16 protein-coding genes are annotated in these 13,742 nt (G+C 32.5%); 13 read left to right on the top strand and 3 right to left on the bottom strand.

Annotated features, from left to right (window positions below; translation table 11 throughout):
- Positions 1–54: 54 nt before the first annotated feature.
- Together AAC084_RS10265 and AAC084_RS10260 are read right to left on the bottom strand one after the other, a co-directional pair.
- Positions 55–816, bottom strand: coding sequence for an SDR family oxidoreductase (locus AAC084_RS10265; RefSeq protein WP_339840089.1), 762 nt, complete (start codon positions 814–816; stop codon positions 55–57).
- Positions 817–939: 123 nt separating this feature from the next.
- The gene (locus tag AAC084_RS10260; RefSeq protein ID WP_339840088.1) at positions 940–1,341 is read right to left on the bottom strand and encodes a hypothetical protein; all 402 of its coding nucleotides are present in this window, start codon (positions 1,339–1,341) and stop codon (positions 940–942) included.
- A gap of 88 nt (positions 1,342–1,429) precedes the next feature.
- Here AAC084_RS10260 and AAC084_RS10255 point away from each other — a divergent pair, with 88 nt between their 5' ends.
- From AAC084_RS10255 to AAC084_RS10235, 5 genes are all read left to right on the top strand, one after another.
- Complete coding sequence (locus AAC084_RS10255) at positions 1,430–2,581, top strand: PAS domain-containing sensor histidine kinase (protein WP_339840087.1); 1,152 nt, start codon at positions 1,430–1,432, stop codon at positions 2,579–2,581.
- Positions 2,581–3,630: a response regulator gene (locus AAC084_RS10250; RefSeq protein ID WP_339840086.1), complete on the top strand. Its 1,050-nt coding sequence runs from the start codon at positions 2,581–2,583 to the stop codon at positions 3,628–3,630. Before AAC084_RS10255 ends, AAC084_RS10250 begins: the two co-directional genes overlap by 1 nt.
- A gap of 99 nt (positions 3,631–3,729) precedes the next feature.
- On the top strand, positions 3,730–4,575 hold the full coding sequence (locus AAC084_RS10245; protein WP_339840085.1) for a universal stress protein: 846 nt from the start codon (positions 3,730–3,732) through the stop codon (positions 4,573–4,575).
- Between the two features lie 17 nt (positions 4,576–4,592).
- On the top strand, positions 4,593–5,435 hold the full coding sequence (locus AAC084_RS10240) for a universal stress protein (RefSeq protein ID WP_339840084.1): 843 nt from the start codon (positions 4,593–4,595) through the stop codon (positions 5,433–5,435).
- 36 nt (positions 5,436–5,471) lie between these two features.
- The gene (locus tag AAC084_RS10235; RefSeq protein ID WP_339840083.1) at positions 5,472–6,314 is read left to right on the top strand and encodes a universal stress protein; all 843 of its coding nucleotides are present in this window, start codon (positions 5,472–5,474) and stop codon (positions 6,312–6,314) included.
- Between the two features lie 41 nt (positions 6,315–6,355).
- Here AAC084_RS10235 and AAC084_RS10230 read toward each other — a convergent pair whose 3' ends face one another.
- On the bottom strand, positions 6,356–6,655 hold the full coding sequence (locus AAC084_RS10230) for a thioredoxin family protein (protein WP_339840082.1): 300 nt from the start codon (positions 6,653–6,655) through the stop codon (positions 6,356–6,358).
- Between the two features lie 112 nt (positions 6,656–6,767).
- On the opposite strand from AAC084_RS10230, the gene AAC084_RS10225 reads away from it, so the two are divergent.
- The 8 genes from AAC084_RS10225 (at position 6,768) to AAC084_RS10190 (ending at position 13,741) form a co-directional block, all read left to right on the top strand.
- On the top strand, positions 6,768–7,604 hold the full coding sequence (locus AAC084_RS10225; RefSeq protein WP_339840081.1) for a universal stress protein: 837 nt from the start codon (positions 6,768–6,770) through the stop codon (positions 7,602–7,604).
- 2 nt (positions 7,605–7,606) lie between these two features.
- The gene (locus AAC084_RS10220) at positions 7,607–8,461 is read left to right on the top strand and encodes a universal stress protein (protein ID WP_339840080.1); all 855 of its coding nucleotides are present in this window, start codon (positions 7,607–7,609) and stop codon (positions 8,459–8,461) included.
- 64 nt (positions 8,462–8,525) lie between these two features.
- Positions 8,526–9,365, top strand: a complete 840-nt coding sequence (locus tag AAC084_RS10215; RefSeq protein WP_339840079.1) for a universal stress protein — start codon at positions 8,526–8,528, stop codon at positions 9,363–9,365.
- A 23-nt stretch (positions 9,366–9,388) separates the two neighbouring features.
- The gene (locus tag AAC084_RS10210) at positions 9,389–9,799 is read left to right on the top strand and encodes a hypothetical protein (RefSeq protein ID WP_339840078.1); all 411 of its coding nucleotides are present in this window, start codon (positions 9,389–9,391) and stop codon (positions 9,797–9,799) included.
- Between the two features lie 71 nt (positions 9,800–9,870).
- On the top strand, positions 9,871–10,770 hold the full coding sequence (locus AAC084_RS10205; protein WP_339840077.1) for a mechanosensitive ion channel domain-containing protein: 900 nt from the start codon (positions 9,871–9,873) through the stop codon (positions 10,768–10,770).
- A 1-nt stretch (position 10,771) separates the two neighbouring features.
- Entirely contained in the window at positions 10,772–11,617 is an 846-nt protein-coding gene (locus tag AAC084_RS10200; protein WP_339840076.1) for an ATP cone domain-containing protein, read from the top strand.
- Between the two features lie 4 nt (positions 11,618–11,621).
- A complete protein-coding gene (locus AAC084_RS10195) occupies positions 11,622–12,992 on the top strand; it encodes an MBL fold metallo-hydrolase (protein WP_339840075.1) in 1,371 nt (456 codons plus the stop codon).
- Between the two features lie 110 nt (positions 12,993–13,102).
- Positions 13,103–13,741 carry a hypothetical protein gene (locus AAC084_RS10190; RefSeq protein ID WP_339840074.1) on the top strand — a complete coding sequence of 213 codons (639 nt, stop codon included), beginning with the start codon at positions 13,103–13,105 and terminating at the stop codon, positions 13,739–13,741.
- The last annotated feature ends 1 nt before the right edge of the window (position 13,742 follow it).

Raw genomic sequence — 13,742 nt, 5'->3', positions numbered from 1 at the left:
GCTACCATTCATATATTCAAGTTTTAAACTGATTGCTTTTTGGTAGATTACCGCCTAAGCATTCAGCATACCACCATCAATAAGGTGTGTACACCCAGTTATATATTTACTTTCATCAGAAGCTAAAAACAATGCGATTTCACCAATCTCTTTTGAGGTTGCATAACGCCCAAAAGGTACCGTTGCTGTAAAACCATCTTTAACAGCATCTGGACTGTCAGGAGACATATCGCTTTCTATTCTACGCATCATATCATTATCTACTGGGCCAGGGTGTATTGTATTTACACGAATTTTACGTGAGGCATTTTCGGCCGCAGCAACTTTCATAACTCCAACTACTGCGTGTTTAGTAGCAACGTAGGCGCCCAAACCAACAAATCCTTTTAATCCTGCAACAGAAGATGTAATGATGACACTACCACCCTCTTCCATCTTTGGGATTATGTATTGACAACCTAACCATACCCCTTTAAGATTTACAGATACAACCTTGTCAAAAATGTCTTCTGGGTATGCCTCAATGGGACTAGAAACTCCTTCAATACCTGCATTAGCGAAGAATATATCTATTTTACCAAAGGTTTTTAACGAATGGTTCAAAAACTTGATTGTATCCTCTTTTTTAGAAACATCAGCTTGAAAATATGAAACATTTTTGTGATTTAGTTTAGCACGCGATTCTTCAATAGCTTCTTTATTATTATCAACTAGAACAACCTTAGCTCCTTGTTCTAAAAATAGGTTTGCCGTAGCTAAGCCTATACCTCCGGTACCTCCGGTAATTACCGCAACTTTATCTTTTAATCTTCCCATGGGTATTAATTTTTAATTTGTTAAAAGAACAATCAAGATTATTCTACCAATGAATTCTGTTCATTATACTTTTACTATAACCATTATCAGTCTTCTTAATCGAATGATTAAACGTTCTAAAACTTATCTAAATAGAATTTCAATTTTTGATAGAAGTATCAATTCGGATTTGTTTTTACCTGCATAGGCATTTGCCATTGCGTTTGCTGTATCTATCGTCAATCTCTTTACATCGGGCGTAAACAACTTCACGTGTTCTAAATAGAAATCCTTAAAATAATTAAAACAATCATTAGCTTTTTCTTCGTACTCTAAACACCTATCGAATGTAGTCTCTATTCTAAATGCTGCATCTGTACCATACTCATCTTCGATAACATCTATATCTAACCAATAGCTACGTAGGTAAGACCGCAGATGATCTACTTCTTTCGTGTGTACCGAACCATCTACACTTGCCATAGCATAAAATAATTTTCCTAAATTCTCATAAAGTTCTATACCAAATTTCTGTGAGTTCAACATATCTTAATATTTATTATTAATGTTAGAAAAATACTATTATAAAACGCACTTTACTATGATAATAATCAGTTAAAGATTATATTTAAAAATGAACGTGTTTGAAAAAAATAGTAATATTTTCAATCTCTTGTCGGAAGGAATTTCTGAGGGAATTATTTTAGTCAATACAAAACAAGAAATTGTAGCAACAAATTCATCTGCAGAGGAAATGTTTGGTTATGATAAAGAAGAACTTATAGGGAAACCCTTAGAGTCTATAATACCGAAGAGATATCACCATAATCACGGAGAACATTTTTCTCATTTTATGGAAAAGAGTGAAAAAAGAAAAATGGGCCATGGTCGTGATCTTAGTGGTCTTAGAAAGAATGGTGAGGAATTTCCTGTAGAAGCGGGACTTAACCCTTTTAATCTATATGGGAACTCTTATGTAATGGCACTTGTTACTGACATAACAAATCGTAAAAACTACACTCGAAATCTCGAACAAACTGTTCAAGAACGAACAAAACAATTAACCGAAGCTCTAGAAAAGGAAAAAGAACTTAATGAACTAAAAACCCGATTTCTGTCTTTAGTTTCTCATGAATTTAAAACCCCGCTAAGTAGCATTCTTACCTCAGTAACCTTACTTTCAAAATATAAAGAAACCGAACAGCAAGAAAAACGTGATAAGCACGTAGATACCATAAAATCTAAGGTAAAACAGCTAGATGCAATACTAAACGATTTTCTTTCTATAGAACGTTTAGAATCGGGTAAGGTCAATTATTGTATTGCAGAATTTCCATTAAGCAGATTAATTAATGAAGTTGTGTATGATGCAAATATGCTATTAAAAACAGGGCAAAATATTCGTTATCCCGACAATGTAGATGAGGTGGTTCTTACATTTGATGAAAAAACATTGATCTTGGCTCTTTCTAACCTGCTACAGAATGCCGTTAAATATTCACCCGAAGATTCAACAATTAAAATTCTATTTACCATTGAAAACGATTTTTTTGTCTTAGAAGTTATCGATCAGGGTATAGGTATACCTGAAGAACAACAGAAATATATATTTGATCGCTATTTTAGGGCTGAAAATGCTTTATTGAATCAAGGTACTGGTATTGGACTTAATATATCTAAGCAGCATCTTAAGAATTTAGGAGCGACACTCACATTTAATAGCCAAGAGAATATCGGTTCAACTTTTACAATTCATATCCCTAAAAATATCAAAATTACCACCTAATGAAAACCATTTTATTAATAGAAGACGATAGAATATTAAGGGAGAATACAGCAGAACTTTTAGAACTTTCGGGTTATCAAGTTTTTACCTCAGCCAACGGTAAAATTGGAATCGAAAGCGCAAAAGAAAAGCTGCCCGATTTAATTGTTTGTGATATTATGATGCCCGAAGTAGATGGCTATGGTGTTTTAGAAGCACTATCAAGCAATGAAAGTACACAACACATACCTTTTATTTTTCTTTCTGCGATTACAGAGCACAAAGCTGTTCGTAAAGGAATGGATCTTGGTGCGGATGATTACTTGACCAAACCTTTTGAAGAAGAAGATTTAATGAGTGCCATTGAGAGTAGAATGGCCAAAGCTAAAATTCTTCAACAAATAACAACAAATAATGAGGTTATGGTTAAAGACCCCGATGAAATCGGAAATCTTAACCAACTTAAAAATTATTTTGATGATAGTGGGGAAATTTTAAATATAAAAGAAGGAGATACTATATATGAAGAAGGAGCTCGATCTATTAATGTCTATCTGATATTAAAAGGTGTCGTAAAATGCCATACCATGGATGAAGATGGTAAGGAATTAATTACAACTCTACATCATGCAGATGATTTTCTAGGGTTTGCTTCTTTAATGAACGATGCAGTTTATCAAGAATCGGCTACTGCTTTAGAACCTGTTGAACTGGCAGCTATAACTAAAGAACAGTTGAATGAAATTGTTACAGAAAACCATATTATTCCCCTAGAATTGATGGCACTTCTATCTGATAATATATCAGACATTAAACACCAACTATTACAAATGGCCTATAGTTCGGTTCGTAAAAAAACAGCCCAGACCTTATTACAATTTGCCGAAATAATGAATAAAGATGCTTCTGAGCCTATAAAAATATCTCGCGCTGATCTTGCAAGTGTTGCAGGTATCGCTACCGAAAGTTTGATTAGAACATTATCAGGCTTTAAGAAAGAAGGGCTAATCGAAATTGAAGGGCGAAACATACGAATAAAAGAACTTAAGATACTTAAATACGTTACCTAAATTACCTGGTATAATTTACACTCAAAGACCGTATGATAAATATCATAGGTTTTCTATCTGTCCTAGAATAGTTTTATAGGGTCTTCAAATAGAAAACCTATGAAAAATATTCTCATTCCTACTGATTTCTCGAGCAATGCAAATGATGCCATATCATATGCTCTAAATCTTTTTAAATGTGTGCGTACCAACTTCTATTTCATACATGCTTATGCTGATGAAGTTTATGGTCCTTTTCATAATGAGAATGAAAAATCTTTTGAACACGAAAAACAAGCCATTCATAAAAATTCTGAAAATGAATTAAGCAAACTTGTTAAAGAAGTAAAAGAACGAACGCATAACCCTAAACATCATTATGAAGGCATTACTTCGTTTGAATCATTAGTAGATGCTGTCAATGATTTTGTGAACATCAAAAATATTGACCTTATGATTATGGGTACTAAGGGTAAAACAGCAAACTCAGGTATAACCTTTGGTAGTAATACGGTTCAAGTATTTAAGTATGTAAAATGTCCCGTATTAGCAATCCCAGACGGGTATGAATTTGAACAACCAAAAAATATTCTATTTCCTAGCGACTTTATGTTACCCTATAAACGAAGAGAACTTAAACTCTTAGATACTTTGGCAGCTCAATTTAAAGCTCAAGTACATTGTCTCTATATATCTGATTTTGAAGATTTAAGTCATAGGCAACTAGATAATAAAAAGTTTCTAAAAGAATCATTACCGAATGCAATGTTATCCTTTGTTAGTAGAGCTGTCGAAAATAGAGCAAAAGCAATTATGACATACATAAAACAGAATGATATAGATTTCTTGGTTATGGTCAATTCAAGACACTCATTTTTAGAAGATATGCTGTACCGTTCTACCATTGATGAAATCGGGCTTACACCCATGGTTCCATTTTTAGTAATGCAAAATTTACCTAGGTAATCTTAAATAAAAATAGAATGAAGAAAATAGTATTAACAACAGATTTTTCAGAAAATTCTTGGAATGCCATTTTTACGGCATTAAAAATGTTTGCAGAAGTCGATTGTCATTTTTATCTATTAAATGCATATGAACCCAAGACGCTAAACTTGTTAGGCACTAAAAGTCAACAACGTTTAGGTGTCATATATGATTCTCTTTCAAAGCATTCTGAACAAGAATTAGAAGGAATGTTTAAATATTTTGAGATTAATCATAAAAACCCAAAGCATAAATTCACTACCGTATCTAAATCTGAGACCTTAGAAGAAGCCGTTAAAGAATTAGTCGTTGAGAATGATATTGATTTATTAATGATGGGAACACAGGGCGCTACTGGTGCTAAAGAGGTTTTCTTAGGCAGTAATACCGTCAAGGTTTTAAAGACTGTAAAAGACATTCCTATTTTTGCCATACCTGAGGGTTATAATTTTCAAAAACTACATACTATAATCTTTGCTACTGATTTCACTAAATCTTATAAGAAGAATGAATTAGAACAAGTCATAGAACTTGCCATTCTCTGGAAAGCAAAAATTGAAATTGTTCATGTGGCTATCGAATTTAATTTGAACGATACACAAAACACGAATAAATCCATATTAAAAGAAAGATTTTCAGGGCTAGATTATAGCTTTAAGAATATACCTTTTGAAATCAATATTTCTCAAAGTATTGACCAATATGTAGATAATATGGACTCTTGTATACTGAGTATTATTCGTCATCAGCATACCTTCTGGGAAAAAGTAATAGGAGAAGCCGTTGTTAAAAAAATAGCCTTTCATTCTAACATTCCGGTCGTCTTTTTACCTCAATAAAATTTAAAAACTTTTTAGTACTAATTAAACATCAAAATGAAAAATATATTAATTCCCACAGATTTTTCAGATAACGCATGGAATGCCTTACTCTATGGTATTTCATTTTTCAAGAAGACCCATTGCACCTTTCATATTGTTCATATAAATTCTGTAAATACTAATGCTAGTGGTGAAACAGCTATGTTTCTATCTCCTGAGGTCTTGGAGGAAACACTGTTAGTTGAAAGTAAAGAAAAACTGAATGAGCTAATGGGTAAAATTGAACATTTGCCTTTAAATGTAAAGCATGAATTCAATACTCTTGCGCTCTATGGTTTTCTTACCGACCATATTAAATCGCAAGTCAAAGAAAAACAAATTGACCTAATTATTATGGGTACTAAGGGTTCAACAGGTTTAAAATCGGTATCTATTGGTAGTAATACGGGTGATGTAATTACTAAAGTACATTGCACCGTATTAGCTGTACCTGAAAAAGCAACATATCATAGCATTAAGGAAATCGGGTTCCCTTCGGATTTTCAATTAAAGTATAACCTTAAAATCTTAGAAACTTTAAAAGATATATTACTTCTTAAAAAATCTGCGTTACGATTACTTTATATTTCGCTCAAAAATGAAAAAATGAGTGCCATTCAAGAAAAAAATAAAGCTCTTTTATTTGAACATTATAAAGATATAGAATGTACTTTTCACTTAGTTACCGGCAAGAAAATTGATGAATCCATTCAATGTTTTACAGAGAGTAGAAATCTAGATTTATTAGTTATGGTTGCTAAAAATCTTAATTTCTTAGAACGTATTCTATTTAGGCCAACCGTAGAAAAAATCAGCTATCATACCCAGGTACCTTTTTTAGTTATTCATGAGTCTTAAAATGAGTTAGTTTAACGTAGTTGGGTGAGTACTCAATTTTATTAGATTAATTCATTGATAGCTTTTTTAATGTCAACTTTTTGTATTACTCCAGATTGTCTCCATAGTGGCATACTATTCTTAAATATCAATAGCGTCGGCAAACTCTTAATCTTATATCTACGAGCCAATTTTTTTTTGGCTTCAACATCTATTTCTACTACGTTCAGTGCATCACCCATTTCCACTTCAATTTGTTCCAGAATTGGTTTCATCAATTTACAAGGTGCACACCAATTGGCATAAAAATGAACCAATGTCGGTATTTCTGAACCTATACTTTTTCTAAAACTCTTTTTCATAAGCTTATTTTTAGTTACTAATAATAAGTAATTTCTAATAGAGCGAACCTGACGAATGTCATAAAATATGTAAACAACTGTACTTAAATTCAATTCATCAAATAATAGAACTATGACACGTATTTTATTACCTACAGATTTTTCTAAAAACTCCTTAGCAGCAATTCGATACGGACTTACTTTATATAAAGATATAAAATGCACATTCTTTCTTTTGAATAGCTACATGCCGCCTGTTTACCATACAGAATATCTAATGGGTAGCCCTGCACAGATAGGTCTTGGAGATATTGTTCAAGAAAATTCAATGAATAATCTAGATAATTTAAAGAAGAAATTAGAGAAACAATTCACAAACCCTCTACACAAGTTCATCACCCATTCAGCTTTGAACGTGCTTTCTAGCGAAGTCACCAGAACTGTTGAAGCTGAGGATATCGATGTTGTAATTATGGGCACAAAGGGTGCTACAGGCGCTAAAGAAATATTATTTGGGTCTAATGCCGTAAACGTTATAAAAAATGCCAAATGTCCTGTTTTAGTAATTCCTCCTGGTTTTGAATATGAAGCGCCAGAGCAAATACTTTTCCCTAATGACTTTGAAATCGAGTTGGATAAAAACAGTTTAGCCCAACTTTTAAAAATTGTACATACGCACGTATCAGAAATAAATGTAATGCATGTTTCTACAGGTAATGAACTCAACCCTGTTCAACTAAAAAACAAAGAAAAATTAGAAAAAGTTTTGACCAAAAATGCTTTGTTTCATGATGTACCTAGCAATGAAGTCATTGCAGCAATTAACGACTTTCAAGTAAAGCAAAAGATAAATCTATTAGTCATGATTCAAAACAAGCACACCTTTTTTGAGCGACTATTTATTGAGCCGGTAATTAAAAAAATAGGTTTTCATGTAACCGTTCCTTTCATGGTAATACCACAATTATAATTATGGAAATTAAAAACATACTAGTCGCAACAGATTTTTCAAATGAAGCCTATAATGCGCTCTTTTACGCTACACAAATTTTTGCATCGAAACCGTGTACTTTTCACATTATACATATTTACGATGATTTAACAGCAACATCGGGTCCGAGAAACGTACTTTTCGTAGGTAAAAAAGAGCTTTCACATTTACGTACTACATCCCAAGAGAATCTAACCGAAACTGTTCATAGAATTGTTCTTGATACCGGTAGTAAATTACACAAATTCAATACTATATCGAGTAAAGGAACTATATCTAGTGTTATTTCTCAAACAATAGACAATCTTGAAATCGACCTTATAGTAATGGGTAATAAAGGAAAAACCGGCGCCAAAGAATTATTCATGGGCAGCAATACCATTAAGATAGCAAATACCATTACACAATGCCCTATACTAGCCGTACCAAAAGAAATCGCCTATAAACCTATTGACGAAATTGCATTTATAACCGACTTTAAAAAAGGCTACACCCGAAACACCTTGGCTATGCTATTATCTATTGCTTCTATTACTGATGCCGCGATAAGAGTTCTACATATTAACGAAGAAGAAATAATGAACCCTAGCCAGGTTTCTAATAAAAAATTATTGAAAAAATGTTTAGCAAAAACGCAACATAGTTTTGATGATATTTGGAATTATGCCGATAAGGCTAATGTAATTCAAGATTTCTTATCTGAAAGAAACATAAAAATGTTTGCCATGGCGTATCACAGAAGAAATTTCTTTGAACGTCTATTGCACGAACCTGTTATTATGGATTTAAGTATTTATGCCAACACAGCATTTTTAATTCTACCTGTACAAGACTGATAATTATCATAGTTATTCATCAGATTGAACGATATATTTAATTAATAATCTAACTGTGTTATCTATGAATAAACGTATTCTTATACCGACCGATTTTTCTAAAAACGCATTGAATGCAATACGTTATACGATTGATTTATATGCCAAGTTAAATTGTGATTTTTATTTTCTAAATGTATTTAGTTTTGAAAAATATACAACAAATAGTTTAAACATTCCTGAAGAAGGAAGCGCTGAATTTGAATTGGCAAAAGCAGTCTCTGAAAAGAATTTTGTAAAACTATTAGATACACTAGCACTCCATAACGACAACCCTAAACACAATTATTATACTAAATCAACTCACAATTTCTTATCTGAATCTATCAAAAAAATGATATCTGATAAAAATATTGAATTAATTTCCATGGGCACAAAAGGTGCAACGGGGTCAAAAGGTGTGTTGTTTGGCAGCAATACAGTAATGGCAATGGAAAAAATAAGGGAATGTCCTGTATTGGCAATCCCAGAAAATATTTCATTTTCACCACCTAAAGAAATTGTTTTCCCAACAGATTATAAGGATACCTTTAAAAGAACAGAATTAAATTATCTTATAGAAATAGGAAAGATGCACAATGCTGAAATTGCCATCTTACATCTTAATAAGAAAAAAGAACTTTCTGAAACGCAATTAAACAATCAGCAACTACTTAAAACCATTTTATCAGAGGTTAATTACAATTTTCATACACTAACAGAAAGTCATTTAGGAAAAGGAATACAAACTTTCGTCGAGAGTAGAAATAGTGATATGGTCGCCTTTATTAATCGTAAGCATATATTTTTTGGTAGTGTATTTTCAAGACCGCTTGTAAAAGAAATTGGCTATGACAGTAAAGTGCCCATTTTGGCACTACACTAAATACAAATTTTAAAACTAAAAATATGAAAAAAGTAGGAATATGGTTAGATAGTAAAAAGGCAATAATTGTAAGGATTACTCCAAATGGGGAAACGGTCGATACAATAGATTCCGAGGTTGAATTCTTTAATAAAACAGGTACTGGAGGATCTCGAGTAAAATCTGGTGTTACACAAGACGTAGTACATGAAAGTAAATATTTAGAAAAGGAAAAACATCAGTTCAAGAGCTACTTTAAAAACATTGTAGATGCAGTTTCAAATAGTGATGAATTAATGCTTTTTGGACCAGCGGATACGAGTGAAAAATTTAAAAAAGAATTAATGGAACATTACAAACCCTTGTTCGAAAAAGTATTGTCGGTCCAAAAGGCAGATAGTATGACCGAAAACCAGACCAAGGCCTTTGTTAGAGATTTTTTTAGACAAGAATAGTTGGTTGGTTAATGTCTAAAATCGAAACCGTCAAAGAATTGAATTCATTGGCGGTTTTTTAAAATATAAGTATGGATACACTTTTTAAGTTGATTGAAAATCCGATAGTCATTAAGGTGGCGAAATTAATCATGTGGATTCTGATTATTATCATTATCATTGGTTTAGTTCGAAAAACACTTAAAAAAAGAATAGATAATATCACTGTTAGATATAAAGCTCAAAAAGGTGTAGAAATTATAGGATATGTACTTATTGTATTCTTAATTTTAATGGCCATAACAGTAGATAGCTTAAAAGATTATACCATAATTATCGGCTTATTTACCGCTGGTATAACATTTACCCTTCAAGAATTAATACTGAGTATTGCGGGGTCATTCTATATTTTTTTCGTTCGCGTATACAAGCCTGGTGACCGAATTGAGATTAATAATATAAGAGGAGATGTTATAGATATCGATAGTATATACACTACCATTATGGAGATGGGCGAATGGGTGAGTAGTGATAATTATTCGGGTAGAATTGTAAAAATCAGTAATGCCTTTGTTTTTAAAGGTCCTATCAAAAATTACTCAATGGACTTCCCATTCGTTTGGGATGAGCTGAATATACTAATCACATATGGTTCTGATACAGCACTTGCGAAAACCATACTATTAAATAGTGCAACAGAGCTTTTATCTGATTATACAGAAAAGTCTAAAGCTAAATGGAAAGAAATGGTAGAGCATTACTACATTGAAAATGCAACATTAGAACCTACAATCGCCATGAATTTAACCGATAACTGGATTCAATTAAACCTAAGATATATAACAGATTATAAACGTAGAAGAAATACAAAGCATACTCTTTTTGAACATATAGAAAAAGCGATACTAAATACAAATGGCAAAGTAGTTTTGGCATCTACAACATTACAATTGCTTCAAATACCACCAATAGACATTAATTTAAGAAAGTAACATGGATACCAATAACACTATCGATATCATAAAATCTTCAGGTCAAAAAGTGAAATTTTCATTAGATAAACTACGAAATTCATTAAAACATAGTGATGCTAATCATGAGTTGGTAGAAGAAATTGTTAGCAAAGTCAATGATGAACTTTTCGATGGTATAACAACCAATGAAATCTATAACAGAGCATACTCACTACTTAAGAAAAATAAATCTGTATTTGCCTCAAAATATAAACTCAAGAAGGCTATTTATGAATTAGGGCCTACAGGTTTTCCTTTCGAGCGTTTTGTCGGTGCAATTTTACAATATTCAGGGTACAACGTCAAAGTAGATATTGTTTTAAATGGTGCATGTGTTACTCATGAAATTGATGTAGTGGCAGAAAAAAATGATACAGTCACCATTATAGAATGTAAATTTCATAATGACGAAGGTCGAAATTGCAATGTAAAAATTCCGCTTTACATTCATTCTAGATATAACGATGTAAAAGCACATTGGGTAACTAATAGCAATAATACCAAACCTCTTAGCAAAGGATGGGTCGTTACCAATACTCGATTCACTGAAGATGCAATTACATACGGAAAATGTGCCGACCTATACCTTTTAAGCTGGGATCACCCAACCAATGACGGACTTAAAGATAGAATTGACAGGTTAGGCCTCTACCCTATTACAGTCTCTGGTCTATTATCTAAACGTGAAAAGCAATTTTTATTGAGCAGAAATGTAGTGCTCTGCCGACAACTTATAAAAGATAAATTTTTTCTAGACCATTTGGGTGTTGCAGAACCGAGAAAGACAAATATTTTAAAGGAGATTGAACAACTATGTAAACCTTAATATCATGAAAAAAGTTAGCATAACATTTCTAGGAGCATCAGGTACTGTTACCGGCTCTAAGTTCTATATTGAAACACCTGAAATTAACATACTTGTAGATTGCGGTATGTTTCAAGGCTTAAAAGAATTACGTGAAAAAAACTGGGAACCATTACCTATCGATGTCAGTAAAATAGATATTGTTCTGTTAACACATGGTCATTTAGACCATACCGGTTATCTACCAAGGTTAGTAAAAGAAGGGTTTAAGGGTAGCATATTAGCAACAGAGCCTACCTTGGCAATTGCACGTATAATTTTGCTAGACAGTGCTAAAATTCAAGAAGAGCAAGCAAAAAAAGCAAATGAAGAAGGGTATTCTAAACACCCTGTTGCCCTACCTTTTTACGACCTTAGAGAAGCTGAAAATACCATTAAGTTATTCTCTGGGTGCAAAAAAGATGATTGGATCGAGCTTTCAGAAAATATACGATTTCAGTTTAAATATAATGGCCATATAATTGGTTCAACTTTTATACATCTTGAAATGTTTGACAAGGTCTTTGTTTTCTCAGGAGATGTTGGTAGATTAAATGATGAGCTTTTATCACCACCAGAAAGACCACAATGGGCAGATTATCTTTTCTTAGAAAGTACCTATGGCAATAAATTACATCCTAAGGAAAATATTACCGAGATTTTAAGCAGTCTTATTCAAAAAACTATAAATGATAGAGGAACCTTGATTATTCCCTCCTTTGCAGTTGAACGCCTACAATTGCTTATGTATTTATTATGGCAAATGTATAAGAAGAACAAAATACCCAATATTCCTATTTTTATTGATAGTCCTATGGGTAATAATGTACTCAACGTATTTCAGCAATATCCAAATTGGCATAAGTTATCGATGAACGAATTCGAAGCTATGTGCAACCATGTTAATATAATTACATCATACGCAGATACCTGGAAAACTATAGATGACCCTAGACCTAAAATCGTTATTGCAGGTAGTGGAATGGTGACCGGCGGCAGGGTACTCACCTATCTTAAACAGTTAGTTGATGAACCAAAAACAAATGTACTACTTGTTGGCTACCAGGCTGAAGGTACTAGAGGTAGACAACTATTAGAAGGTACGCATGAACTTAAGATATTCGGAAAATATTATCCGGTAAAAGCTAGTGTTCATTTAATTGAAAGTTTATCTGCCCATGCAGACCAAGCCGAACTTTTACACTGGATAGATGACATCAAAAATGTACCTGAAAAAGTTTTTTTGATACATGGTGAACCAGGCGCTTTAGATGCTTTTAAAGTAAAAATTAGAGACACTAAGGGTTGGGAGTGTCATATACCTAAATTAGACGAAACTATAGACTTGATGTTATAATGGCTTAACACTTGAGTTTAATAATCAGAATTTAATACCTGACCATTGTCATATGCATGCTATATTCTATATCTTAACTTTGAAATATATTCTTAATCAATACCTGCAACATGAAAAAGATATTCGTCATATTCTCATTTTTCTTGATGGGCTGTTCTTCTATAAGTTTAGTAGAAAATTGGAAGAACCCAGATATAGTTTTGTTCAATGCCAACAAGGTTTTATTGGTAGGTATGACGCAAAGTGCAGAAACTAGAGAAAATTTTGAAAGTCAACTTAAAAAAGAATTTACAAGTAGAAATGTTGAGGCATGGCGTAGTGTTGACATATTCGATTTATCGCTTACCAATTCAAGAAAAACAGAGAAAGAATTAGATGAAGTTGAACAAAGCCTTTTAGACAAAGATTTCGATGCGATTCTTTTGACCAAAATTACTGGCTCTGAAAATCGTGAGAATTTTATGAAATCTATTTCTCGTTGGGATGATCATCAGTCTCGTTTTAATGATGATTATTTAGAACATCAAGGTATTTACTATGATGATAATTATTATGAGAAATTTACGGTTTATCATGCAGAGACTACCTTATACTGTATCTGTGAGGGTAAAGAAAGAGCTATGATATGGAGGGGTGTTATCGATATAACTGACCCTAATAATATTGAAAAAGCCGTAAAAGATTATATAAAATTAGTCATTGTAGCAATGGAAGACCAAGATTTAGTTTTCACATCCCAAGTTGATTAAT

The sequence above is a fragment of the uncultured Maribacter sp. genome (assembly GCF_963977385.1).
GTDB lineage: Bacteria > Bacteroidota > Bacteroidia > Flavobacteriales > Flavobacteriaceae > Maribacter.
Note: the sequence above shows the minus strand (reverse complement) of the source record. Positions and strands in the feature narration are given on the sequence as shown.